Origin of the sequence: Kitasatospora sp. NPDC059648, from assembly GCF_042734825.1 — a bacterium.
Taxonomy (GTDB): domain Bacteria; phylum Actinomycetota; class Actinomycetes; order Streptomycetales; family Streptomycetaceae; genus Kitasatospora.
This window is the reverse complement of sequence record NZ_JBHWDU010000001.1, coordinates 320,560-344,905: the sequence shown is the minus strand read 5'-3', so window position 1 is coordinate 344,905 and position 24,346 is coordinate 320,560. Positions and strand designations below refer to the sequence as shown.

Here is a 24,346-nt window from a genome sequence, read left to right as displayed (position 1 = left end):
GCCGACCGCGTCGTCTTCCTCGCCGACGGCCGCATCGTCGACGAACTCCACGCCCCCACCGCCGACACCGTCCTGGACCGCATGCGCCGCTTCGAGGCCAAGGGCCGCACCAGCTGACACCCGGCCCGTACGCCCGACGCCTTCGAACCTCCCCAGGACACCTCATGTATCGCACCGCACTGCGCAACGTGCTGGCCCACAAGGGCCGACTTCTGATGACGGCGCTGGCCGTCATGCTCGGCACGGCGTTCGTCGCCGGCACCATGGTCTTCTCCGACACCTTCGGCAAGGCCCTGCGGGACAGCAACTCCAAGAGCTACTCGGACGTCGCCGTCCAGGTCGTCGACCGCTCGGCCGGCTCCCGCGCCTCCGCCAGGGAGAAGAGCGAGAGCGGCTCCGCCACGCTCACCGACGAGACCGTCCGGCAGCTGGCCTCGCTGCCGGGCGCGGCCGGTGCCCGCGGCGTGGCCGGCGGCTTCACCGGGGTCGCCGACAAGAAGGGCGACCTGATCGGCCAGGTCTGGGCCGCCAAGGGCGCCAACTTCGCGCCGGGCCAGGACGGCAAGGACCCGCGCTACCCGATGGCCGAGGGCCAGGGCCCGAAGAACGCCAAGGAGATCGCCCTCGACCGCAAGACCGCCGACAAGGCGGGCTACAAGGTCGGCGACACCGTGCGGGTGGCCGCCAACGGACCGGTGATCGAGGCGAAGCTCACCGGCATCTTCACCACCGACGACCCGGTGGTGAACACCGGCGGCACGCTCACCCTGTTCGACAAGGCGACCGCCCAGCAGACGCTGCTGGAGCCCGGCCGCTACAGCAGCATCGTGCTCACCGCGAAGCCCGGCACCTCCCAGGACGAGCTCCTCGCCCAGGTCGAGCCGAAGGTGACCGGCCACCAGTTCGACGTCGAGACCGGCACCAAGCTGCAGGCGGACGAGCAGGCGCAGATCACCCAGGGCACCGACAGCATGCGCACCATGCTGCTGGTCTTCGCCTTCATCTCGCTCTTCGTCGGCATCTTCATCATCGCCAACACCTTCACCATGCTGGTCGCCCAGCGCACCAAGGAGCTCGCGCTGCTGCGGGCGATCGGCGCCAGCCGCAAGCAGGTGACCCGCTCGGTGCTGATCGAGGCGCTGGTGATCGGCACCGTCTCCGCGGCGGCCGGTCTGCTGGCGGGCATCGGGATCGGCGCCGGGATGCAGTCCCTGATCGGCTCGCTGAACGAGAACATGCCGAACGGCTCGCTGGTGATCAAGCCGTTCACCGTCGTGGTGACCCTCGTGGTCGGCGTCCTGGTGACGGTCCTGTCCGCCCTGCTGCCGGCCGTGCGCGCCGCCCGGATCGCGCCGGTGGCGGCGATGAGCAGCGGCGACCAGCCGACCAGCCAGAAGAGCCTGGTGGTCCGCAACACCATCGGCTCGGTGCTCGCCGGCGGCGGCCTGGCGCTGATCGGCTACGGCGCCTCCACCGGCAACGACACCGGCCGGCTGCCGGTCGGCGCGGGTGCCTTCCTGGCCCTGATCGGCGTGTTCGTCCTGCTGCCGCTGCTCTCCCGCCCGGTGGTCGCCCTGCTCGGCCCGCTGCTGCGGGCGCTGGGCGGCACCCCGGGCAAGCTCGCCCAGCAGAACGCGGTGCGCAACCCGCGCCGCACCGCGGCCACCGCCGCCGCGCTCACCATCGGGCTGACCCTGGTCACGGGCCTGACCGTGCTCGGCACCTCGATCGGCGACACCATCGACCGGGCCGTCACCAAGTCGATGAAGGCCGACTACATCGTCTCGACCGCCAACGGCATGAACCTGTCCGGGCAGGTGCCCGCCCAGATCGCCAAGGCCCCCGGGGTCGCGGCCTCCTCGCCGATGACCTCCGCCTACTGGAAGCTCGACGGCACCTCGAAGGCGATCAGCGGCCTGGACGCGGCCGCCTTCGAGCAGCTCGCCGAGATCAAGCTGACCAGCGGTTCCGCCGACGCGCTCGGCAAGGGCCAGCTGCTGGTCGACCAGGACGTCGCCACCAAGTTCAACGTCACCACCGGCTCGACGATGACCGCCACCTTCCCGGACGGGTCCGCCGGCCCGCTCACCGTCGGCGGCGTGTACGAGAAGGGCGGCATGCTCGGCCCGGTCCTGCTGGCCAACAGTGAGATCGCCAAGCACGACCCGAAGCCGTACGTCGCCGACGTGCTGGTCAAGGGCAAGGACGGCGCCACCGCCGAGCTCAAGCAGGCGCTCAAGGACGCCACCGGCGCCAACCCGGTGATCGAGGTCAAGTCCAAGCAGGACGTCCGGGACGACTTCAGCCAGGTCATCACCTTCGCCCTGAACCTGATGTACGGCCTGCTGGGCATGGCGGTCCTGATCGCCGTCCTCGGGGTGATCAACACACTGGCCATGTCGGTCTTCGAGCGCAAGCGCGAGATCGGGATGCTGCGGGCGATCGGCCTGGACCGCCGCGGCATCAAGCGGATGGTCCGGCTGGAGTCGGTGGTGATCTCGCTCTTCGGCGCCGGGATCGGCCTGCTGCTCGGCTGCTTCATCGCCTGGGCAGTCAACGGGACGCTGAAGTCCAGCCTGGCCGGCCTGACCACCGTCGTGCCGTACGGCCAGCTGGCGGTGTTCCTGGGCCTGGCCGGACTGGTCGGCCTGGTGGCCGCGATCTGGCCGGCCCGCCGGGCGGCCAGGCTGGACATCCTGGACAGCATCAAGACGGACTGACGCCCCGCCACCGGCTCCCGCCCCCGGTCGCACCCGCGGCCGGGGGCGGACCCGTGGCCGGGGGCGGACCCGTGGGGGCCGTCCCGGGACACGGCAAGAGCCCCTGCCGGAGGGTTTCGGCAGGGGCTCTTCTACTGCTGTACTCCGCCCGGTCGCACGGCCGGCTGAGCACCACGGAGGTCGTGGTCCGGCGACACTGCCGGGCGGAGGGCCTCCGACTCATACCCCGGCGCTCCCACACCGGGGTCCAGTCGCTTACTTGCTGGCGAGCTCCTTGTCGGCGGCCGGCTTGGCGGCCTCGACGGGCTTGGTGGGCGGCGTGACCTCCTGGATCGGAAGCTGCGGGTTCTCCATCTGGGAGAGGCCCACCGCCTCGCGCTTCAGGAACATCGCGAGGGTCCAGTCGGTGAAGACCCGGACCTTGCGGTTGAAGGTCGGCACCATCGCGCCGTGGTACAGGCGGTGGAACCACCAGGCCGGACGGCCCTTCAGCTTGTACTTGCCGAAGAGGATCGCCACGCCCTTGTGCAGGCCGAGACCGGCGACCGCACCCAGGTTCTTGTGCTTGTACTCCTTCTGCGGGAAGCCCCGCATGCCGGAGATGACGTTGTCGCCGAGGACGACGGCCTGGCGGCAGGCGTGCTGGGCGTTCGGCGGGCACCAGGCGCCCTCGCCGGCGGCGAGGTCCGGAACCTGGGCGTTGTCGCCGGCGGACCAGACGTAGTCGAAGCCCTGGACCTGCAGGGTCGGCGCGGTGTCGACGTGGCCGCGCGGGCCCAGCGGCAGGCCGAAGTTGGCCAGCACCGGGTTCGGCTTCACGCCGGCCGTCCACACGATGGTGGCGGCGTCCATCTCCATGCCGTTCTTCAGCATGACGTGGCCGTCGATGCACGAGTCCATCGAGGTCTCGATGTAGACCTCGATGTTCCGCTCCTCCAGCTTCTCCTTGGTCCACAGACCGAGGTCCGGGCCCATCTCGGGGAGGATGCGGTTGGCGGCCTCGACCACGACGAAGCGCATGTCGTCGCGGCTGACCGTCTTGTACAGCTTCGACGCGTCGCGCGCCATGTCCTCGATCTCGGCGACCGTCTCGATGCCGGCGAAGCCGCCGCCGATGACGACGAAGGTCAGGGCCTTGCGGCGGACCTCCTCGTCCGAGGTGGACTCGGCCTTGTCGAGCTGGGCCATGACGTGGTTGCGGAGGCCGATGGCCTCCTCGACCGTCTTCATGCCGATGCCGTTCTCCGCCAGACCCGGGATCGGGAAGGTGCGGGAGACCGAACCGGTCGCGACGACCAGGTACTCGAAGGGCAGCTCGTAGCTGTCGCCGGCCGCCGGCTGGATGGTCGCGACCTTGCGGGCGTGGTCGATGCCGGTGACGGACCCGGTCAGCACCTCCGCCTGCTTGAGGGTCTTGCGCAGCGGCGCGACGAGGTTGCGGGGCGCGACGTTGCCGCCGGCCGCCTCGGGGAGGAAGGGCAGGTACGTCATGTACGACCGCGGGTCCACGACCGTGACGGTCGCTTCGCCGTAACGCATCTTCTTGAGGATGCGCATCGCGGCATACAGGCCGACGTAACCACCGCCGACAATGAGGATGCGAGGACGCTCCGTGGTGCTCATATCCGAAAGTATCCAGCACCGTCCGGAGCAGCCTTCGTGAGCCCGGTCACAAGCTCGTGGACACCCCGTGCTACACTCCGCGCCCACAAAAACGACACCGGCGCACCGGCTCACGGCCTCCGACAGCCCCTCGTGAACGTGCGCCGGAGCACTACCCGGCTGAGCAGCAACGATCCGCACAGGGCCCGGGTTCCCGCTCGTGATTTCGATTTTCAAACCTCAACCGAGGCCTGACCTGCGATCCAACGGGCCTGATCGACAGCAGGCCTTCGGTCCCACAATTCGGACGTAGCGGGCGGCGGGGCGGGGCGAACGGCCGACTCGTCATGTGAAGAAATTCACGAACTTTTTCCGCCCGGCCCGGGCGCGCCCCGGCCCCGGCGCCCGCAACGGGGAGCCGGGGCCGGTTCGGTAAGGCCCTGCATGGCGTCAGGAGGCCGTACTCCAGGCGATGCCGTCCAGGATGTCGTGCTCGCTCACGACCAGCTCGGCGGCGCCGGTCCGGTCCATGATCTCCAGCAGCTCCAGCGCGCCGGCCGCGATCACGTCCACCCGGCCCGGGTGCATCGAGGGGATGGCCGCGCGCTCGGCGTGGGTGGCGGACAGCAGCCGGCGGGCGATCTCCGCGACCCGCTCGCGGCCGAGCCGGGAGTGGTGGATGCGCGCCGAGTCGTACCCGGGGAGGTCCTGGGCGATCGCGGAGACCGTGGTGACCGTCCCCGCCAGGCCGACCAGGGTGGCCGCGCCGGTCAGCGGGACGACCTCCTCGGCCTTGTCCAGCTCGGCCCGCACGTGCGCCCGGGCCTCGGCGATCTGCTCCTCGGAGGGCAGCTCGGCGCCGCCGAAGTGGCGCTCGGTCAGCCGCACGCAGCCGATGTCCACCGAGCGCGCGGCCTGCACGTCCGCCCCGCCGAGCACGAACTCGGTGGAGCCGCCGCCGAGGTCGAAGACCAGGTAGGGCGCCGGGAACTGGCCGCCGGTCAGCTCCTTGGTGGCACCCACGAAGGACAGGTGGGCCTCCTCCTCGCCGCTCACCACCTCCGGCTCGACACCCAGGATGTCCCGCACTCCCTTGACGTACTCGTCGCTGTTCTCGGCGTCCCGGGAGGCGCTGGTGGCGACGAAGCGGGTGCGCTCCGGGCCGACGCCGAAGCCGGTGATGATCTCCCGGTACTCCCGGCAGGCCGCGAAGGTGCGGGCGAGCGCGTCCGGGTGCAGCCGGCCGGTCCGGTCCACGCCCTGGCCCAGCCGGTTGATGATCATCCGGCGGTCGAGGTCGATGATCTCGCCGGTCTCCGGGTCGAGGTCGGCGACCAGCAGCCGGATCGAGTTGGTGCCGCAGTCGATCGCGGCCACACGGGTCATGGTCACTCCGACTCCTGCTCCGCCGCGGAGGCCGCGGACTCCTCGGCGGCACGCTTGGCGGCCCGCTCGGCGGTCTTCTGCTGCTTGGCCGCGATCACGGCCTCGTGGTCCTGCTCCTTGGCGCGGTTGCGGGCGACCCGCTCGCCAGCCGCCTGGACCTCGGCCGGGGAGACGCACGGGCCCTTGGCCCACCAGTCCTCCAGCATGCCGATCGCCTCGTCGCCGAGCGGGTTGACGCCCTCGCCGGCCGCCAGCGAGTGGCCGACCAGCACGTGCAGGCACTTCACCCGGTCCGGCATGCCGCCGGCGCTCGGGAAGCCCTCCAGCACCTCGATCGCGTCGCGCCGGGCGATGTAGTCCTCGTGCGCCTTCTGGTAGGCGGCGGCCAGCTCCGGATCCTCGGCGAGCCGGGCGGTCTGGTCCTTCATCACGCCTTCCGCCTCCAGGGTGCCGATCAGCGAGGCGGCCTTGGGGCAGGTCAGGTAGTACAGCGTGGGGAACGGCGTGCCGTCCGGCAGGCGGGGGGCCGTCTCCACGACGTCGGGGTTGCCGCAGGGGCAGCGGTGCGCCACGGCGCGCAGGCCGCGCGGCACCCGGCCGAGCTGGGCGGCGATGGCCGCGACGTCGGCGTCGGAGACGGCGGGGTGGTTCTCAGTGGTCATGGGGGGCGGGGTCTCCAACGGGGGACGGGGGGAGCGGACGGGGGGTCGCGGGGGCCAGCGCGGCGGTGTCGGCGGCGTCCACCGAGTCCCAGATGCTGGCGTACCAGGGCTTGGCTGCGTCCGGCCGGCCCGCCGCGGCGGCGGAGGGGCCGGCCGGGGTGGCGGAGGCGGACGGCTGGGCGGCCGCACCGGACGGGTCCGCCGCGATGTACGGGGTCTCCCCCGGCACCGCGTAGTGCAGCCGGGCGCGGGCCTGCGCCTTGACGTACTCCGGATCCTGCCAGCGGGCCTTGTCCCGGCGCAGTTGCTCGACCTGCTGGCGCACGTGGTCGGCCTTCGCCCGCTGGGCGGTGATCTCGGCACGCTGGGAGATGAACTGCCGCGTCGGGTAGGCCAGGATCGCCACCAGTGAGCAGAGCACCAGGACGAGTACGGTCGCCCGGCTCGTGAACCGGGGCCGGGCCGCCAAGCCCGGGATCCTCCAGCCAGCCATCTCCCGTTTCCCCTCCTGGTCGCGACGGTGCCCCGCCGACCACCCTACGGGGTGTGCGGCGGGGCACCGGTCAGGCTTGCGCTACCGGGGGCCGTCGGCCCCAGGGTTTTCAGCCCTCGTGCTTGCTGTGCTCACTACTCCGCAGCGCGGAAGCGCGGGAAGGCGCCGCGGCCGGCGTACTCGGCGGCGTCGTCGAGGATCTCCTCGATGCGCAGCAGCTGGTTGTACTTGGCGACGCGCTCGGAGCGGGCCGGGGCGCCGGTCTTGATCTGGCCGCAGTTGGTGGCGACGGCCAGGTCGGCGATGGTGACGTCCTCGGTCTCGCCGGAGCGGTGCGACATCATGCAGCGGTAGCCGTTGCGCTGGGCCAGCTCGACGGCGTCCAGGGTCTCGGTCAGCGAACCGATCTGGTTCACCTTCACCAGCAGCGCGTTGGCGGTGCCGGTGTCGATGCCCTTGGCCAGGCGGGCCGGGTTGGTGACGAACAGGTCGTCGCCGACCAGCTGGACCTTGTCGCCCAGCTTGACGGTCATGGCCTTCCAGCCGTCCCAGTCCGACTCGTCCAGCGGGTCCTCGATGGAGACCAGCGGGTAGGCGGCGACCAGCTCGGCGTAGTACTCGATGAGCTCGGCGGACGACAGGGCCTTGCCCTCGAACTGGTAGGCGCCGTCCTTGTAGAACTCGGAGGCGGCGACGTCCAGGGCGAGCGCGACGTCGCGGCCCGGCACGTAGCCGGCCTTCTGGATGGCCTCGGTGATGAGGTCCAGGGCCTCGCGGTTGCTGTCCAGGTTCGGCGCGAAGCCGCCCTCGTCGCCGAGGCCGGTGGACAGGCCGCGCTCCTTCAGCACGCCCTTGAGGGTGTGGTAGACCTCGACGCCCCAGCGGACGGCCTCGGAGAAGGACTCCGCGCCGATCGGGGCGATCATGAACTCCTGGATGTCGACGTTGGAGTCCGCGTGCGAGCCGCCGTTGAGGATGTTCATCATCGGGACGGGCAGGACGTGCGCGTTCGGGCCGCCCAGGTAGCGGAACAGCGGCAGGTCGCTGGCCTCGGAGGCGGCGTGCGCGACGGCCAGCGAGACGCCCAGGATGGCGTTGGCGCCGAGCGAGGACTTGTCCGGGGTGGCGTCCAGGTCGAGCATGGCCTGGTCGATCAGGCGCTGCTCGGTGGCGTCGTAGCCGACCAGCTCCGGGCCGATCTGCTCGATGACGGCCAGGACGGCCTTCTCCACGCCCTTGCCGAAGTAGCGGTTCTTGTCACCGTCGCGCAGCTCCAGCGCCTCGAAGGCGCCGGTGGAGGCACCCGACGGAACAGCGGCACGACCCGTGCTGCCGTCGTCGAGGCCGACCTCGACCTCGACCGTGGGGTTGCCGCGGGAGTCGAGGATCTCACGGGCTACGACGACATCGATGGACGGCACGAAGCATCTCCTTGCGGAAGCAGGGTCCGGCTGACGGTGACGCTGTCGGCCGGAGGATTGCGGAGTCGTTACGACCAGAGCCTAACCGCCCGGACTCCCGGGACCACGTCGACCTCGGTTCCGTCTCAGCGTGTGAGCCCCTCTACCCACCGGTAGTTCACCTGCTTGTCCCAGCTTGTCCCACCGGGGCGGACGAAGACGGACGAAGGAGGGCGCAGGCGGTCGAGAGGGGCCGACCGGTCGGTCGGCCCCTCTCGAAGGGTCTCAGCCGAGGTGGAGGACCTGGCCGGGCACGATCAGGTTCGGGTCTCCGCCGACGGTGCCGCGGTTGCCGTCGTACAGCGCCTGCCAGCCGCCGGACACGCCCTGGGCGGCGGCGATGCCCGACAGGGTGTCACCGGAGCGGACGGTGTAGTCGTGGCCGGTCTGCGGGGCAGGGGCCGGCTGGGCGGCGCGCGGGGCGGCGTGCTTCGGGGTGTACTGCTGGGCCGGCTGCGTCTCCGGCTGCTCGGCCTTCTTCGGCGCGGCGTGCTTCGGCGCGTACTGCTGGACCGGCTTCGGGGCGGCCTTGGGGGCCTGCTGCTTCGGGGCGGCCTTGGTGGCCTGCTTCGGCGCCTGCTGCTTGGGGGCGGACTGCGCCTTGGTGTCCGAGGAGGTGTCCACGGCCGCCGGGGCGCCGCCCTTGCTCAGGCCGGCCTTCTTGGAGCAGACAGGCCAGGCGCCCGGGCCCTGCGAGGCGAGCACCTTCTCGGCGACCGAGATCTGCTGCGCCCGGCTGGCCTGGTCGGCCTGCGGCGCGTAGGCGGTGCCGCCGTACGCCTTCCACGTGCTGGGGGTGAACTGCAGGCCGCCGTGGAAGCCGTTGCCGGTGTTGATGCTCCAGTTGCCGCCGCTCTCGCACTGGGCGACGGAGTCCCAGGCGGAGGCCGGGGCGGCGGAGGCGCCGGTGGCGGTGAGGAGCGGCAGCGCGAGTCCGACGCCGGCCACACCGGCGACGGCGATCGCCTTCTCGGCCTGGGTGCGACGACGATGACGGCCAGATCCAACGAGCAGCATGAAGAGGTCCCTCTCCGCACGCCTGCGAGGTGAGCTGTCGGGTTCGGACCGGGAGGTGGCCCGGCCGCCGGCGGCGGAAACGATTCCGCTCGGGCGGCTTCACCCCAAGCCGTTGGAGGAACGGCAACAAACCTGGTTCCCCCGCCCCTGCCCAGGGTCTGGTCGGTTTCCCGTGGCGCGGCGGGCAGGATTCGGCGTTCCGCGCACGAGGTCCGCAGCTGCGAACTCCAGGGAGACTAGACAGATCTTCAGACCGATCACAAGCTCATATCGCCGACATCACACAAAAATCACGGCCCGTGTTCGATCGCCTACCAACAGCTGGGCTTTGTCCGGTTTGATGGCCGTTCATACTGCTGTCACCGCGCGGAATACGACGTCACATCAGTGTGTCGGACGCTCAGGGAGGGCGTGCGGCGAGCGTGGCTCGGGACTGAATTCGACCGGAAGTTCGCGCAATCCGCGCATGATCAGGCCACCGCGCCAGCGCAGGTTCTCCGGGCTTTCGGCCAACCGCAGATCGGGCAGCCGGGAAAGCAGGGTGGCCAGCGCGGACCGCCCCTCCAGCCGGGCCAGCGGGGCCCCGATGCAGTAGTGGATGCCGTGCCCGAACCCCAGGTGGGGGTTGTCGCTCCGGGCCAGGTCGAGGGTGTTCTCGTCGGCGAACCGGGCCGGGTCGCGGTCCGCCGCCGCCAGCACCACCAGCACCGGGTCGCCGACCGGGATCTCCACCCCGCCGATGGTCAGCGGCGCGGTCGCGAACCGCCAGGTCGCCAGCTCCACCGGTCCGTCGTAGCGCAGGAGTTCCTCGATCCCGGTCTCCAGCAGTGCCGTCTCGCCGCGCGCCACCGACTCCTGCAGCAGCGCCCGCTGGTCCGGGTTGCGCAGCAGCGCGTACGTCCCGTTGCCGATCAGGTTGACCGTCGTCTCGAACCCGGCGAAGAGCAGGATGAAGGCCATCGCCGCGGCCTCGTTCTCGGTCAGGTGCTCACCGTGGTCGCTCGCCCGGATCAGACCGGAGATCAGGTCGTCGCCGAGGTCGGCCCGCTTGCGGTGGATCAGCTCCAGCAGGTACGCCCGCATCCGCTTCACCGCCCGCCCGACGCCGCCGCGTTGGCCGCCTCCATGGCGGATCATCATTCCGGCCCAGTCGCGGAAGTCGTCCTGGTCCTCGGCCGGAACTCCGAGCATGTCGCAGATCGCGTAGATGGGGAGAGGGAAGGCGAACTCGTGGATCAGGTCCGCCGAGCCGCGCTGCGCGAAGCCGTCGATCAGCCGGTCGGTCAGCTGCTGCACCCGCGGCGCGAACTCGGCCACCCGGCGCGGGGTGAACGCCTTCGACACCAGGCGGCGCAGCCGGGTGTGGTCCGGCGGGTCGATGTTCAGCAGGTGGGTCATCAGGTCCGCCTGCCGCTCCCCCGGGATGCCCACCCGGCCGGTGCGGTGCGCCTGTTCGCTGTGGTGCGCCGGGTTCTTCGACAGCCGGCTGTCCGCGAGCGCCTGCCGGGCGTCAGCGTACCTGGTCACCAGCCAGGCCTCCACCCCGCTCGGCAGTTCGGTGCGGTGCACCGGGGCGTGCTCGCGCAGCCAGGCGTAGGCGGGGTACGGGTCGGCCGCGAACTCCCAGGTGAAGAGCTGCGGGGCGGGCTGGGCGGCGGGCTGGGCGCCGTCGGGCTGAGCTGGCATGGGTCGACCGTAACCGGTGGACCCGACGCGCCCGGACGACCTCCGGGGCCGCCGCCGCGTCACCGGTTCGCGAACCGCCCGTGAGCGGCACGCCAACACTCCGTGGACGCCCCGTGGACAGCCCTTGGACAGCTCTTGGCCGGGCGGCAGGCGTGAGCCTGGTCACCTGCGGGGTAATCCCTGTTGCGGAGGGTCAGGACGTGCCTACGATCCTCCGCAGTACGCGTGGGCGCCGGTGCGGTGTCGTCCACAGGGAGGAGCAGACCATGCGGGTCAGCGGAGCAGTCGTCGTCATCGCGGTACTCGACGGCGGTTCGGGAGCCGACCTCGCCCGCCGGTTCACCGCGGCCGGCGCCGCCGGGATGCTGATCGCCGACCAGCACGTCGGGATCGCCGAGGATCTCGCCGCCGAACTCGACCGGCCGGGCTGCCCGGTGGTGGGCGTCTGCGGCGACATCCGCCGGCCCAGCGACGTCGCCGCCCTGGTCGACACCGCCGAGAAGCACCTCGGTCCCATCGACCTCTTCTGCGTCGCCGGCCCGAAGGGCGAGCGGGTCGTCTCCCTCGCCGACCTGCCCGACCACCTCGACCTGGAGCGCCTCGCCGAACTGGTCGCCCTGATCGGCGAGGCCATCGGCGAACTCGTGCCGCCGCAGCGGCGCCCCGCCGAGAGCGCCGCCACGGCCGCCTGACCCTGCCGTCCCGCCCTACTGCGGTTCGAGCCCCTCGGCCGCGCGCACCGCGTCCCGGTAGCCGCGCGCGGCCGAGCGCAGCGCCGCGTCCACGTCCACCCCGGCGTCGTGCGCCCGCTGTGCCACCGCGAGCAGCAGCCGGCCCGCCGACTCCGCGGTCAGCTCGGCCGGCAGCTCGTACGGCTCGTCCGGCACCTCCGTGAAGCCCGCCCGGCGGACCCGGGACACCAGCTTCGCCGCGTACGCCAGTGCGGGCAGCCCGGCCGGCACGCCGTCCAGGACGGACTCCCGGTCCGCCTTCTCGGCCGCCTTCAGCTGCTCCCAGTTCGCCTCCACCTCGGCGGCGCCCCCGGCCTCGGCGTCCCCGAACACGTGGGGGTGCCGGTACACCAGCTTGTCCACGATGTCCCCGGCCACGTCGTCGACGGTGAACGGCTCGGTGGGGTGCTCCTCGGCGATCCGGGAGTGGAAGAACACCTGCAGCAGGACGTCGCCCAACTCCTCGCGCAGCGTGGCCCGGTCCCCCTCCTCGATCGCCTCGACCAGCTCGTAGGCCTCCTCGACCAGGTACTTCACCAGGCTCTCGTGGGTCTGCTCGGCGTCCCACGGGCAGCCGCCGGGCGAGCGCAGCCGGTCCATCACCGAGACGAGGTCCAGCAGCCGGGCCCCCGGCAGGTCGTACGAGCCCGGCAGCACCTCGATCTCCGGCACCTCGCCGGCGTGCTCCACCGCGAGGCGGGCCAGCGCGTCCGTCAGCCCCGGGTCCCCGTCCGGTCCGCCCAGCCACACCGTCGGGCCGGCGTCGGCCGGCTGCCCGGTCAGCAGCCGCGCCAGGGCCGGCGCCGACCCGGCCGGCACCGCCTCGACCGTCACCCCGGCCTGCCGCACCGCCGCCACCTGCGGATGCCCCTCGTCGGCGACCAGCACCCGCCCCGCGGAGCGCAGCACCTCCCAGGCCGGCCAGGCCAGCAGCCCGGGTGCCACCCGGTGGGTGGTGGTCAGCAGGATCAGCTTCGCGCCCGGAGCGTCCGTCGGCACAGCGTTCGTCGTCACACCTCGAACCTACCCGCCCCGCCCGCCCCCGGCCCCGGGGGTGCGGGTAGGGGGACGGCGCCCCGGGGCCGTAGCCGGGGGCCGCCGATCGACGGGTGCTACTTCTTCGCCCCCGCCAGGTCGTCGAACATCGCCGACAGGAACTCGGTGCACCAGCCCAGCAGCTCCCGCCCGACCAGCGGCTTGCCGCCGATCCGCCCGGTGCTCGGTCGCGGCACCAGCAGCTGCTGGGCCGCCGCCTTGACCTGGCTGCGGGGGTAGAGCCGGTTCAGCCGCAGCTGCTGGGACTCGCGCAGTTCCACCGGGCCGAAGCGGACGTTCGAGCCCTGGAGGGTGATGTCCGAGATCCCGCACCGCCGGGCGTACAGCCGCAGCGCGGCGACCAGCAGCAGGTTCTCCACCGGCTCGGGCAGCTTCCCGTAGCGGTCCACCAGTTCGTCCCGGACCTGCTTGATGTCCGCCTCGGAGTTGACCGCCGCGATCGAGCGGTAGGCCTGCAGCCGCAGCCGCTCGCCGGGCGCGTAGTCGTGCGGCACGTGGGCGTCGACCGGCAGCTCGATCTTCACCTCCAGCGGCTCCTCCTCCGGCTCCGCTCCGCCGTTGGCCAGCGACTCCCGGAACTCGGCCACCGCCTCGCCGACCATCCGCATGTAGAGGTCGAAGCCGACCCCCGCGATGTGCCCGGACTGCTCGCCGCCGAGCAGGTTGCCGGCGCCGCGGATCTCCAGGTCCTTCATGGCGACGTACATGCCGGCGCCCATCTCGGTGTGCTGGGCGATGGTGGCCAGGCGCTCGTGCGCGGTCTCGGTGAGCGGCTTCTCCGGCGGGTACAGCATGTAGGCGTAGCCGCGCTCGCGGCCTCGTCCGACCCGGCCGCGCAGCTGGTGCAGCTGGGAGAGGCCGAAGGTGTCGCCGCGCTCGACGATCAGGGTGTTGGCGTTGGAGATGTCGATGCCGGACTCCACGATCGTGGTCGACACCAGGACGTCGAACTCCTTCTCCCAGAAGTCGACGACGACCTTCTCCAGCTGGGTCTCCCCCATCTGCCCGTGGGCGGTGGCGATCCGTGCCTCGGGTACCAGGTCCTTCAGCCGGGCGGCCGCCTTGTCGATCGACTCCACCCGGTTGTGGATGTAGAACACCTGGCCCTCGCGCAGCAGTTCACGCCGGATCGCGGCCGAGATCTGCTTCTCGTCGTACGGCCCGACGAAGGTCAGCACCGGGTGGCGCTCCTCCGGCGGGGTGGTGATGGTGGACATCTCGCGGATGCCGGTGACCGCCATCTCCAGGGTGCGCGGGATCGGGGTCGCGGACATGGTGAGCACGTCCACGTTGGCGCGCAGCTTCTTCAGCTGCTCCTTGTGCTCGACGCCGAAGCGCTGCTCCTCGTCGACGATGACCAGGCCGAGGTCCTTGAACCTGGTCTCGGAGGAGAACAGCCGGTGCGTGCCGATGACGACGTCCACCGAGCCCTCGAACAGGCCCTCCAGGACGGCCTTCGCCTCGCTGTCGGTCTGGAAGCGGGACAGCGCCTTCACGGTGACCGGGAAGTTGGCGTAGCGCTCGGCGAAGGTGGAGAAGTGCTGCTGCACCAGCAGCGTGGTCGGCACCAGCACCGCCACCTGCTTGCCGTCCTGCACCGCCTTGAAGGCGGCCCGAACGGCGATCTCGGTCTTGCCGTAGCCGACGTCGCCGCAGATCAGCCGGTCCATCGGGACGGACTTCTCCATGTCGGCCTTGACCTCGGCGATGGTGGTCAGCTGGTCCGGCGTCTCCGCGTACGGGAAGGCGTCCTCCAGCTCGCGCTGCCACGGGGTGTCCGGGCCGAAGGTGTGCCCGGGCGCGGCCATCCGCGCCGAGTACAGCCTGATCAGGTCGGCGGCGATCTCCTTGACCGCCTTCTTGGCCCGCTGCTTGGTCTTCGCCCAGTCCGCGCCGCCGAGCCGGTGCAGCGTCGGGGCCTCGCCGCCGACGTACTTGGTGACCTGGTCGAGCTGGTCGGTCGGCACGAACAGCCGGTCGCCGGGGTGGCCGCGCTTGGCGGGGGCGTACTCCAGCACCAGGTACTCGCGGGTGGCGCCCTGGACGGTTCGCTGCACCATCTCCACGTACCGGCCGACGCCGTGCGCCTCGTGCACCACGTAGTCGCCGGCCACCAGGGCCAGCGGGTCGATCGCGTTGCGGCGCCGGGACGGCATCCGGCGCATGTCCTTGGTGGAGGACTTCTGGCCGGACAGGTCGGTCTCGGTGATGACGGTGAGCTTGAGGGCCTCGTCGACGAAGCCGTGCTCGATGGAGCCGCAGGCGACGTACACGACGTCCCGGGTGGGCGCCTCGGCGAGGTCGGCGACCAGCCGGGCCGGGATGCCCTCGTTGCCGAGCACCTCGGCCAGGCGGGAGGCGGGGCCGTGGCCCTCCGTCACCATGACGACCCGCCAGTCAGCGGCCAACCGCTCCTTGGCGTCGGCGATCGCCCGGGCGGTGTCGCCCCGGTAGGCCTCGACGGCGTGCATGCCGAGGGTCAGCGTGTTGGCGTCGAACTCCAGGATGGCGTCGACCGAGGACTCGCTGGTCGCGAACGGGCTGACCGACCACCAGGGCAGCCCGATCTCGGCGGCGTGCTCGCGCACCTCGGCGAGCGAGCGCAGCGAGGCGGCGGAGACGTCGATGGTCTCCAGGTCGATCGGCCGGTCGCCGCCGGCCGCCGCGGCGACCCAGGAGGCCTGCAGGAACTCCTGGCTGGTGGCCACCAGGTCGGCGGCCCGGGTGCGGACCCGCTCCGGATCGCAGACCACCGCGACCGATCCGAGCGGCAGCACGTCGAGCAGCAGCTCCATGTCGTCCACCAGCACCGGCGCCAGCGACTCCATGCCCTCGACCGCGATGCCTTCGGCGATCTTGTCCAGGATCTCGGCCAACCCTGGCTGCTCGGCGGACAGTTCGGCGGCCCGGGCGCGCACCTCGTCGGTCAGCAGCAGCTCGCGGCAGGGCGGCGCCCACAGGCCGTGCTCGGCGATCTCCAGGGAACGCTGGTCGGCGACCTTGAAGTAGCGGATCTCCTCGACGTCGTCGCCCCAGAACTCCACCCGCAGCGGGTGCTCCTCGGTCGGCGGGAAGACGTCCAGGATGCCGCCGCGGACGGCGAACTCACCGCGCTTCTCGACCAGTTCGACCCGCGCGTAGGCGGCCGCCGCGAGCCGGCGGGCCACCTCCTCCAGGTCGTGCGACTCCCCGCGCCCGACGGCCACCGGCTCCAGCTCGGCCAGCCCCTTCACCTGCGGCTGGAGCACCGAGCGGACCGGGGCGACGATCACCTGCACCGGCCCCGCCGCCGGGTCGTCGGCCCGCGGGTGCACGATCCGGCGCAGCACGGCCAGCCGGCGCCCGACGGTGTCCGAACGGGGCGACAGCCGCTCGTGCGGCAGGGTCTCCCAGGCCGGGTACTCGGCCACCGCGTCGGGGGGCAGCAGCGAGCGCAGCGAGGCGGCGAGGTCCTCGGCCTCCCGGCCGGTGGCGGTGACGGCGAGCACCGGGCGGCCCCGGTCACCGGCGGCCCGGCCGGCCAGCGCGCGGGCCAGCGCGGCGATCGCGAACGGCCGGGCGGCGGGCGGCCCGACCAGGTCCAGGTGGCGGCGGCCGCCAGCCGCGGCTCCGGTGGCGGTGGCCGCCTCGATCGCCTCGGCGAGCGCCGCGTCCCGCGCGACGACATCGAGCAGTCCGGTCAGGCTCATCTGGGGTCTCTTCTTCGTCCCGTGGCTGGTGCTGCCTCCGGCGGCGAGAGGCCCGCCGGGGCAACGCGAACGGCCCGGCGCGCCGAGCGGCCGGGGGTCTCCAGCCTACGCCGCGGCACGGACGGGCACGCGGCGTACGAGCCCGGCGGGGCCGCGACGACCGGACGCCGGGCCGCGCGGGAGCGGACCGGCGGGCGCACCCGCCGCACTGCCAGGGACACGACCGCGGGCGGAGCACTGGACGGAACACCGGTCGGCCGGCGGACGACCCGGTCGGGCACCGGTCCGCGCGGGGCTCCGCCATCCGCCACGAACTGGACATACTCCTGTCACTGGCCGTCCATGGAGATCGCGCACCATGGTGAACGTGCCCGCCGCACCCAACCGTGGGGGATGGCTGTGGCGGCACCGTCGCACCGCCGATGGGGGTCGGAGGTGCGAGGCCGGGCGACCCTGGGTGGGGGCGCCCGCCCAAGCGCCGGGAACCGTGGCGCCCCTTCCTGGAGGGCGCCACGGGTCTCGGCCTCTTCCGCTCCGTCCACCCGCTCCGCGAGGCCGCTCCGGACGTCCGCACCCGTCCGGCCGCGGACACCGCCGCGCCGGGACTACCAGCGGGACAGGTTGATGTCGTACATCATCACCTGGTGCCCCTGGTTGGCGTTGAAGTCGTAACGCTCCCAGGTGAAGACGGTCCAGGAGCCGAGGCCGCCGCCCAGATAGGTGACGACCTTGTTGTTGCCCGCGTCGATCCGGTCGACGTTGTAGATCCGCACCGCCATCCAGCCGTCGTTCGCGAAGCAGAGCTGTCCGCTGTAGCCGTAGTTCCAGACCTTCGCCAAATCGTCCCGGTTCCCGCAGTCGATCCGTTCCACGGCCTGTGCGGCGGTGGACGGCAGCAGCGTCGCGGCGGCGGCCGTCAGAACCGCGAGAGCGCCCGCCCGCCGGGCCGCGCCTTTTCTGCTCCGCCCGGCGGTACGGGGATCAGTGCGGCGAATCATGTAACCCCTCCATCGACAACGGTTGGGCTCCCGAGATTTGCACGGCGGGGCAGCACCGGACAGCTGTTTTCCGGCCAAGCCAGGCCTTCGGCGGAACTCGCGGAACGTACCCGGACGAAATGAGCTAAGGTCCCAACACGCTTGCCGCGCTTGAGGATCGGAGCAGAAGCTTGGCACGTCCCGCCCAATTCGGACGATTCACCGCCGCCGCCCTGGCGGCCGTTCTGCCGGTCTTATCCGCGGGTTGTGCGGACGACTCCGGGAAAGGATCCGCCGATTCCGCACCGACCCCGCCGGAGATCAGTTCGCCGGCCGCTCCGGAATCCGGCCGGGGCGGATTGACCGGACTTCCGCTCTCCGCTTATCAGGCCGACGACCGGTCCGCGGTCAAGGAGATCCAGGCGCGGAACGCGCTGATCGTCTCGTGCATGCGCCGGGCCGGCTTCTCCGCGTTCACCGGGGACGGCCTGCAGGCCGCGCAACCGCCGGACAACGCGACCGCGCTGCCGGCCGGCGCCTGGGGATACCTGGGGGCCCAGGCCGCGGCCACCCTGGGCTTCCACCCGCCGAAGCGGACCCAGCCCCGGCCGAACCCGGCCCCGGCCGGCTCCGGCGAGGCGTACGACGGCGCCCGGGTGGACTGCGACCGGCAGGCCGCCGAACGGATCGGCTCACCGCCCGCCGCGGGCAGCCAGTTGGTGGGCCGACTGTTCGACGAGTCGATGAAGGCCACCGCCGAGGACGCCCGGGTGGTGGCGGCCACCCGGCAGTGGAGCGCCTGCATGACCACCGCGGGGTTCGGGGCCACCACCCCGGAGGAGCTCTCGCAGCGCTACCAGGCCACCCCGGAGGTCACCCCGGCCGAGCTGGCCGCCGCCCGTGCGGACGCCGACTGCACCGCCGGGACCAACCTGGCCGGCCTCTGGTTCGCCGTGCTGGCCGGCTACCAGCGCCAGCTGATCGACCGCAACGCGGAGGCCCTGGCCGCCAGGAAGGAGGCGGTCAGGGCCCAGGACGCGAAGCTCACCGAGCTGGTCGCCGGGGCGGGCGGCGGCAGCTGACGCTAGCGGCGGCGGTAGGCCACCGTGTTGGGGGCCGCGTAGCCGGCGCCGTCGTCCACGATGATGATCTTCGGGATGATCCGGGTCTCCTCGGCGCCGTCCGTGCCCTCCGCACCCGCCGCGCCCTGCGCGCCGTCCCGCACGGCCGCCGACAGGGGCGGCTGGGCCGGCTTCGGCGGCACCGCGGGCGGGACGACCGGGCCGGTCACCACCTCCGGGTCCTGCGCGTCCCTGGGACCGGCTGCCCTGGAGACGGCCGAGAAGGCCGAGGAACCCCCGACCACCGGCTGCCGCACCGCGGTCGTCCGCTGCTGCGCCCGGGCGTCCGCGCCGCCGTCGGCCGGCACCGCCTTCCGCAGGTCCGGCACCGGGATCTCCCCGGTGTCCGCCTCGGAGTCCACCGGCGCCGCGTCGGCCACCGCGTCCGCCGGGGCCGCCGCGGCACCGGCGGCGGCGAGCGCCTCGGGCTCGATCTGCCCGACCGCCGAGCCGGTGAGCGAGGCCAGGGTCGCCTTGATGTGGTCCAGGTGCTGCTGCACGGTGTCCAGCCGGGCGTCGAACTCGCGCTGCTCGCGCTCGCTCTCCGCGTGGATCCGCTCGGCCTCCCGGCGGGCCTTCTCGATCAACTGGTCGGCCTTGGCCTGGGCGTCCGTCTCCAGCTGCTTGATCTGGTTCAGCACGGTCTCCCGGTGCTGCTCGGCCTCCTTGACCCGGCGCTCGGCGGTCGCGGAGACCTCGGCCTCCTCCGCGTCGGCCTTGGCCTCGGCCGCGGCGAAGGCCTCGTCGGCCTGGCGCCGCTTGGCGGCCAGCTCGGCCTCGGCCTGCTCGCCGGCCTCGGCGGCGGCCACCCGGACCTTGGCGGCGTAGGCGGTGGCGCCGTCACGGGCGGCGCGGCTCTCCCGGTCGGCCTCGGCGCGGATGCCCTCGGCCTCGGCGCGGGTGCGCTCGTCGGTGCGGCGGGCGGCTGCGTCGGCCTCGGCGCGGGTGGCGGCGGCGTACTCCTTGGCCGCCTCGGCGAGCGCCTGCCCCTCCTCGTACACCTCGTCCCGCAGGTCCTCGGCGAAGCGCTCGGCCTTCTCCCGGACGGCACGGGCCTCGTTCGCGGCGATCCCGGCCAGTCCGGCGGCCTGCTCGCTGAGCACCAGGTAGTCCGGCTCCGGGGCCTCGTCGGCGGCGCGGCGGATGGCCTCCAGCCGGGTCTCCATCTGCCGGATCCCGGCTCCCAGGACGCTCAACCGCTCCCAGGCCTCGTCGCGCTGGGCGGTCAGGGCGACGAGCGCCCGGTCGACCTGCTCGGGCGCGTAGCCGCGCCGGGCCTGGCTGAAGCCGTACTGGGGGACGGCGTCGCTCATGGGCTCTTCCCCTCGTTTCGCGGGCTGCGGAGCCCATGATCGGACGGAACGGCCGGATCCGGAACCGGTTGGGAGACCGGGGCCGGATTCGGCCGTCGTGCGGACCGGAATGTGTCAAGGACCGGACGAATAGACCGATCCTCTTGACCTATTTTGCGCAGATCCGGACGAAACCCCAACGAGGCACAGCTGTCGAGACATGCCGGAGGGGTCGTTCCGGACACCGGAACGACCCCTCCCCGTCTGCGAGGATCCGTGACGGTCCGCTACAGCAGGCCGTCCCAGAACTGCTCCAGCAGCACGGCCCACCAGGTGTCCGTGGACTGCAGGGCCGCCGGGTCGATCGCGGCGAGCTCCGCCTGGAAGTCGGTCGTCCAGCGACCGGCCTGCTCCGGCGTCAGCCCGTACCGAAGCCGCCACATCCGGCCCAGCAGGGCCAGCGCACGGACGAACTCCGGTACACCGCTGTTGACGAAGCGGGGCGGCTGGCCGGTTCCGTCGACGTCCACGGCCACCACGTTCGCGGTGCCGTACTGGACGCACAGCTGACGGCCGTAGTCGTTGCCGAGCACCAGGTAGCCGCCGAAGTCCGCGGCCGCGGGCAGGCCGCGCTCGGCGGCCAGTTCGGCCAGCGTCGGGATCGGCCGGCCCTCCTGCGCCTGCGCCCAGAAGAACGGCCCGAAGTCGCGCGGCAGCCCGGCCCACATCAGGGTCTGCGACACCGGCTCGGGCACGCCCTGGCGGGAGACGGCGCGCTGCTCGTAGCGGAACAGGTTCTGCCCGAAGGCCGTCCCGAGCTCCTGGGCGAGCTGCTGGGGCGCCAGCGGGGGCAGCGGCTGGACCGACCCGGGCGCGGGCAGCGGGGCCCGGAACGGACGGACCCGCTGGGCGCCGGAGGCCAGCTGGTGCAGCTCGTCCAGGTGGTCCAGCAGCTCGGCCATCCCGGCCTGCCGGGAGGCGTGGTCACGGCCGTACGGGGCGGTGTGGGTCAGCCGCACGTTCGGCCAGGAGGCGGCGATCATGCGGTTGCAGTAGCCGCCGGGCAGGTCGCAGGACTCCAGCTCGGTGTAGAGCTCCAGCACCTGCTCCGGGGGCACGTTCAGCCGGCGCAGGTCCTGAAGGATCTTCCACTCCGGGTGCGGGGTGCCGGGCTCGCTGCGGTGCAGCAGCTTCTGCTCCGAGCCGTCCGGGCCCCGGTAGCTGAGCGCGGCAAAGTAGCCCGGGCCGACCGCGGGCACCCCGGGCGGCACCGGCGCACCCGGCGGCGGGCCGGTGACCGGAGTCGGCGGAACGACGCCGGGCGCGGCGCCCGCGTTCGGGTAGCCGTACCCGGCCGCGGGCGCGGCGGGGGCGGCCGGACCGCCGGGCGGCGGCGGGACGGCGGGACCGCCGGACGGCGGGGTGCCCGGGTCCGCCGGGCCGCCGAGCAGCGCCGGGTCGATCGCGCTGGCCAGCTGGGTCGCCTCGTACGCCACCCCGGCGGCGGCCGGGGCGGGCGCGCCCTGCGGGGCCGGAGCCGGGGAGGCACCGGCGCGCAGGCCCGCCGGGGGCGGGGGCGGCGGGGTCGAACCGGCCGAACGGCCGCCGGGGGCGCCGGCGGGCGCACCGGAGCCCGGGGTGTGCCGCAGTTCGGCGGGCGGGGGCGGCGGCGGGGCGGAGCCAGGGGTGCGGCCCAGCCCGCCCGAGCCGGACGGAGCGGACGACCCCCCGCGCAGCGCACCCGGCGGGGGCGGCGGCGGGGCCGAGCCCGGGGTGCGGCCGGGACCGCCCTGGGCCGCGGCGGCGGGCGGGGCGGCCGGACCGGGGGCACCGGGCAGGCCGGCCAGCCCACCGGGCGAGGCCAGCATGGTGGGCGCCTGCTCCACCGGGGCGCCGCCGACGGGCGGGGCGGCCGGGGTGCCGGGCGTGGCGAGCATGGTCGGCGCCTGCTCCACCGGAGCGCCGGGCGGAGTCGCCGGGGCACCGGGCAGGCCCATCAGGCCGGGCACCGCGTCCGGCGGCGCGAGCAGCGTCGGCGCCGGCTCGACGGCCGCGGCGGGCGCCGGGGCCGACGGGGCGACGGGCGGCGTGACCGGGGGCTGGGCTCCGACCGGCGGGACCGGGGGCATGCCGCCGCTGCCCGGGGGCATCAGCACGGTCGCGGCCTCGGCTCCGGCAGGGGCGGGCGCGTCGGGCAGGTCCGAACCGGAGGTGCGCAGGCCTTCGGGCATCAGGACGGTCGCCACCTCGGCCCCGACCGGGGCGGCCGGCGGCCGCGGGGCACCGAGCGGCTCCTCGCCGGGCGGCGGGGCCAGCATGGTCGGCGCATCCCCGGCGGGCCGGTCGGAGACCGGCGGCTCGGTCAGCACGGCGGGCGCGGACGGCACGGCGGCGGCCACCGGAGCGGCCGGTACGGGAGTGGGAGCCGGTACAGGAACGGGAGCCGGAGCAGGCACCGCTGCGGCAGCAGCGGCGCCGCCCAGCTTCTCCGCCTCCGCCGCGATCGCCGCCGCACCGGCCTCCTGCAGCCACTGCGGCGGGCTGAGCAGGAAGGAGGTGGCCTCCACCGGCCCCGGTGCGGGCTTCGCCGCCCCGGCCGGGTTGGCCGCGACCGGCCGCCCGTACACCTCCTCGTACTGCCGGACCACCTCGTTGACGGGCAGCGCGGGCCACAGCGTGCTGGCGCCCGAGTCACGGGCGATCACCAACCGCGCCTCACCCGAGCCCGAACCCGAACCGGACCCACCGTCGGCACCGGCACCGCCCGCCGCCTCCGCGGGCGGGACCGCCCAGCAGACGAAGCCCAGGTCGAACTCCCGGACCCGCACCTCGCGCTGCTGTCCGTGCGGCACGCCGCCGTTGATCCACTCCTCGGCGAGCTCCTGCGCCTGTGCGTACGTCACCACGCCCGGTTCACCCCTGTCCCCGTCGTCACCACTCGTTCCCTCAACGCCGTTCCCGCGGTCACGTCAGTCCACCGGGACGGCCCGGGCGAACCCGCCGTCCACCATCAGCTCCGCGACCGTCTCCAGCTCCGGCGGGCTGCCGGCCAGCCGCAGCAGGAAGGCGTCGAAGTCGTCGCCGCAGGGCAGCAGCAGCCGGGCGCAGCGCTCCTCCGGAGCCTCCGGGGCGCCGGAGTCGCGGGCGTCGTCGTACAGGTGGAACCAGACCGAGCCGACCCGGTCGCCGCGCACCTTGAGCGCGACGATGCCGCCCTGCACGTAGGCGATGCCCAGGTAGTCCTTGGTGAGGTGGTCGCGCAGGCACTTGTTGGCGTACACGACGTCCTCGGTGCCGTACTCCTCGGTGAGGGTCAGGAACGGCTGGTCGACCAGCATGCCGAGCTCGGTGTCCAGCGCCACCCCGACCGGGCCGCGGCCGCCGCCCAGCTTGAGGAAGGTGCGGTAGGCGCCGGGCAGCCGGTAGCCGAGGCGCTCCTCGGCGCGCTGCACCAGGTCCTCGGAGACGCCGATCGGGTCCCCGCCGTCCTTGGCCAGCGAGAAGTGGACGGGCCGGCGCTCCTGCAGCGGGCGGGTGCCGCGGCGGGAGTGGTCGGCGGGCGAGGTGGCCAGGCCGCCGTGGTGCCGCAGCAGGGCCTTGACCTCGACCGGGACGAGTTCCATCCGGCGCCAGCCGGGGGCGGCCCGGCCGACCGCGTGGTGCCAGGTCCAGCCGGGCGGGGTGGCCACGGCGGTCTCCAGGTCGGCCCAGAGCGGGTGGCCCTGGGTGAACAGCGCGGCGTTGGCCGAGACGTAGTCGGTCAGCCGCAGTTCGTCCACGCCGAAGCCCTCCGGCGGGTCGGCGACCTCGGCCGCCGCGGCGGCGTACGGACCGAAGTCCGGGTAGCCGGACTCGTCCACCCGGACCCCGGCCGGGTGCCGCTCCGCGCGGACCGGGTCCGGGAACTGCACCACCTGACCTGCGTACGCCGCGTTCGGTGCGGCGGCGACGCCGGGCCGACCTGTCGTCATCTGGGAGCCCCCACTGGCTGCTGCAAATTCTTCGGTGCGCTTGCTGGGCACCAGCCTATTGGTTCACCCGCCCGGGCGATCCCCCGCACCGGAGCCCGTTCCAACACCTCCACGACCCGCAGTCGCCGTGTCCGCGCGGGGCGCGGGTGCGGGTGCGGGTGCGGGTGCGGCGGCAGGCCGAGCAGTTCCCGGGCGGGCCGCTCGGCGACCGGGAGGGAGCCACCGCGCCGGGCAGCGCGTCGGCGGCCTCAACGTCCGGCGCGGGGAGCGGAGTCGGCCCCGCCGGCGGCCGTGCGCGCGGCCGCCCGCCCCCTTCGGCTCGCCGCCGGAACCGTACCGGTCGGGGCCCGGGACCGGGGGAGGTTTCGGTGGATCGGCGGACAAGTCATGACGAGGCCGTGCGGATACGGCCCGGGTGCCGCCAGGATGCGGGTGGAGCGAGGGCGCGATCCGCCGGGAACCGCACGGGTGTTCGCCAGGCCC

16 protein-coding genes, 1 pseudogene and 1 riboswitch are annotated in these 24,346 nt (G+C 73.3%); of the genes and pseudogenes, 4 read left to right on the top strand and 13 right to left on the bottom strand.

The features are described from left to right. A pseudogene (locus ACFV1W_RS01590) lies at positions 1–117 on the top strand (ABC transporter ATP-binding protein); the annotation flags it as partial. Between the two features lie 47 nt (positions 118–164). After that, positions 165–2,720 (top strand): ABC transporter permease, encoded by a 2,556-nt coding sequence (locus ACFV1W_RS01585; protein ID WP_380411858.1) that lies wholly within the window; start codon positions 165–167, stop codon positions 2,718–2,720. Between the two features lie 255 nt (positions 2,721–2,975). Here ACFV1W_RS01585 and ACFV1W_RS01580 read toward each other — a convergent pair whose 3' ends face one another. The 7 genes from ACFV1W_RS01580 to ACFV1W_RS01550 form a co-directional block, all read right to left on the bottom strand. Then, entirely contained in the window at positions 2,976–4,343 is a 1,368-nt protein-coding gene (locus ACFV1W_RS01580) for an NAD(P)/FAD-dependent oxidoreductase (protein WP_030290818.1), read from the bottom strand. A gap of 429 nt (positions 4,344–4,772) precedes the next feature. Next, on the bottom strand, positions 4,773–5,708 hold the full coding sequence (locus ACFV1W_RS01575; protein ID WP_380411895.1) for an exopolyphosphatase: 936 nt from the start codon (positions 5,706–5,708) through the stop codon (positions 4,773–4,775). A 2-nt stretch (positions 5,709–5,710) separates the two neighbouring features. Further along, positions 5,711–6,388, bottom strand: coding sequence for a DUF501 domain-containing protein (locus ACFV1W_RS01570; RefSeq protein ID WP_380411856.1), 678 nt, complete (start codon positions 6,386–6,388; stop codon positions 5,711–5,713). Then, on the bottom strand, positions 6,360–6,863 hold the full coding sequence (locus tag ACFV1W_RS01565; protein ID WP_380411854.1) for a septum formation initiator family protein: 504 nt from the start codon (positions 6,861–6,863) through the stop codon (positions 6,360–6,362). Before ACFV1W_RS01565 ends, ACFV1W_RS01570 begins: the two co-directional genes overlap by 29 nt. Before the next feature lie 134 nt (positions 6,864–6,997). Beyond that, positions 6,998–8,284, bottom strand: a complete 1,287-nt coding sequence (eno, locus tag ACFV1W_RS01560) for a phosphopyruvate hydratase (protein ID WP_380411851.1) — start codon at positions 8,282–8,284, stop codon at positions 6,998–7,000. A 264-nt stretch (positions 8,285–8,548) separates the two neighbouring features. Further along, positions 8,549–9,340, bottom strand: coding sequence for a transglycosylase family protein (locus tag ACFV1W_RS01555; RefSeq protein ID WP_380411849.1), 792 nt, complete (start codon positions 9,338–9,340; stop codon positions 8,549–8,551). A gap of 5 nt (positions 9,341–9,345) precedes the next feature. Continuing rightward, a riboswitch (cyclic di-AMP (ydaO/yuaA leader) is annotated at positions 9,346–9,514 on the bottom strand. A gap of 210 nt (positions 9,515–9,724) precedes the next feature. Beyond that, complete coding sequence (locus ACFV1W_RS01550; RefSeq protein ID WP_380411846.1) at positions 9,725–11,026, bottom strand: cytochrome P450; 1,302 nt, start codon at positions 11,024–11,026, stop codon at positions 9,725–9,727. Positions 11,027–11,292: 266 nt separating this feature from the next. Here ACFV1W_RS01550 and ACFV1W_RS01545 point away from each other — a divergent pair, with 266 nt between their 5' ends. Beyond that, complete coding sequence (locus ACFV1W_RS01545) at positions 11,293–11,718, top strand: SDR family NAD(P)-dependent oxidoreductase (protein WP_380411843.1); 426 nt, start codon at positions 11,293–11,295, stop codon at positions 11,716–11,718. A 15-nt stretch (positions 11,719–11,733) separates the two neighbouring features. Here ACFV1W_RS01545 and ACFV1W_RS01540 read toward each other — a convergent pair whose 3' ends face one another. The 3 genes from ACFV1W_RS01540 to ACFV1W_RS01530 all read right to left on the bottom strand — a co-directional run bounded on the left by ACFV1W_RS01540 (position 11,734) and on the right by ACFV1W_RS01530 (position 17,500). Beyond that, positions 11,734–12,771, bottom strand: coding sequence for a MazG family protein (locus tag ACFV1W_RS01540; protein ID WP_380411841.1), 1,038 nt, complete (start codon positions 12,769–12,771; stop codon positions 11,734–11,736). Positions 12,772–12,869: 98 nt separating this feature from the next. Then, positions 12,870–16,502 carry a transcription-repair coupling factor gene (mfd, locus tag ACFV1W_RS01535; protein ID WP_380411839.1) on the bottom strand — a complete coding sequence of 1,211 codons (3,633 nt, stop codon included), beginning with the start codon at positions 16,500–16,502 and terminating at the stop codon, positions 12,870–12,872. Positions 16,503–17,107: 605 nt separating this feature from the next. After that, complete coding sequence (locus ACFV1W_RS01530; protein WP_380411837.1) at positions 17,108–17,500, bottom strand: beta/gamma crystallin domain-containing protein; 393 nt, start codon at positions 17,498–17,500, stop codon at positions 17,108–17,110. A gap of 338 nt (positions 17,501–17,838) precedes the next feature. On the opposite strand from ACFV1W_RS01530, the gene ACFV1W_RS01525 reads away from it, so the two are divergent. Next, positions 17,839–18,561 carry a hypothetical protein gene (locus ACFV1W_RS01525; RefSeq protein ID WP_380411836.1) on the top strand — a complete coding sequence of 241 codons (723 nt, stop codon included), beginning with the start codon at positions 17,839–17,841 and terminating at the stop codon, positions 18,559–18,561. Between the two features lie 2 nt (positions 18,562–18,563). On the opposite strand, the gene ACFV1W_RS01520 is transcribed toward ACFV1W_RS01525, so the two are convergent. The 3 genes from ACFV1W_RS01520 to ACFV1W_RS01510 form a co-directional block, all read right to left on the bottom strand. Next, complete coding sequence (locus tag ACFV1W_RS01520; protein WP_380411833.1) at positions 18,564–19,913, bottom strand: hypothetical protein; 1,350 nt, start codon at positions 19,911–19,913, stop codon at positions 18,564–18,566. Positions 19,914–20,179: 266 nt separating this feature from the next. Further along, entirely contained in the window at positions 20,180–22,798 is a 2,619-nt protein-coding gene (locus ACFV1W_RS01515; RefSeq protein WP_380411831.1) for an SUKH-4 family immunity protein, read from the bottom strand. Between the two features lie 63 nt (positions 22,799–22,861). After that, entirely contained in the window at positions 22,862–23,863 is a 1,002-nt protein-coding gene (locus ACFV1W_RS01510; RefSeq protein WP_380411829.1) for an SMI1/KNR4 family protein, read from the bottom strand. Positions 23,864–24,346 lie beyond the last annotated feature (483 nt).